Here is a 971-nt window from a genome sequence, read left to right as displayed (position 1 = left end):
CTAACGAGCTCGTGCATGGTTGGCGGTGCGGTGCTGGATCTTGATCCCTGATCATGTTCATGTGGTGGGGACAGCGGCGCGTGCAGCGATCATCAGCGATCGGCGGATCACAGGTCTGTCGGCCGATGTGATCGCCGAACTCGTCACCGAGATAGGTCCGTTATGGCACGAGCGGCACCAGGCGCGACTGGAGGCCAGGCCACGCAAGCGGGCCGTGGGCGCCGGCGCGAAGCACCAGCTGGTCTTCGTCGACCGGCTCCTGGCCACGCTCGTCCACCTTCGCCACGGTGCCACTCACGACGTGCTGGCCTGCTGGTTCGGCGTCGACCGGTCCACAATCACCCGCGCCATCGGCGAGGTGCGGCCCCTGCTCGCAGCCCGCGGCTGCACCATCGCCACCGGCGTCCGGCTCCGCAGCCTCGCCGAGGTCATTGACCACCTCGGCGCCAGCGGACAGACCGGGATCATCGACGGCACCGAGATCCGGTCCGCCGGCCGGCCGCGGGCCGCAAGGACCGGGAGAAGTTCATCTCCGGCAAGAACAAGCAGAACGCCGTCAAGGCCATGGTCCTCACCGACGCCGGCGGCAAGCTCCTGTTCTGCAGTCCAGCCCAGCCGGCAAGCTGTGCCGACATCACCCACGCCCGACAGTTGGGCCTGGTCAAGCACCTGCTTGGCGGCCCGGCCGTGGAGATCCTTGCCGATGCCGGCTACCAGGGCCTGGGCGCTCAGACCGGAGGCCGCGTAGTGACACCGCCGCACCGCAAGTTCAAGAAGAACCCGCCGGACTGGTACGAGGAGATCTACGAGCGCCAGCGCAAGGCGCACTCCTCACGCCGGATCCGAGTCGAGCACGGCATCGCACACCTCAAGAACTGGCGGGCACTCGCTCGCCACCTCGGCCGACGCGAGCAGATGAGTGACACGATCCAAGCCATCGCCGGACTGCTCTCACACCAGCAGACCGCCAC

The 971-nt window shown here is 67.9% G+C and carries 1 protein-coding gene and 1 pseudogene; both read left to right on the top strand.

Annotated elements, in window-relative coordinates; translation table 11 throughout:
* Positions 1 to 25 precede the first annotated feature (25 nt).
* Positions 26 to 328, top strand: a pseudogene (locus tag EF903_RS36010) (transposase family protein); the annotation flags it as partial.
* 200 nt (positions 329 to 528) lie between these two features.
* Positions 529 to 971 (top strand): transposase family protein (locus EF903_RS34925; protein WP_221888818.1); only part of this gene is annotated, 443 nt, incomplete at its 3' end.

The organism is Streptomyces sp. WAC05292 (assembly GCF_003949955.1).
Taxonomy (GTDB): Bacteria; Actinomycetota; Actinomycetes; order Streptomycetales; family Streptomycetaceae; genus Streptomyces; species Streptomyces globosus.
Note: the sequence above shows the minus strand (reverse complement) of the source record. Positions and strands in the feature narration are given on the sequence as shown.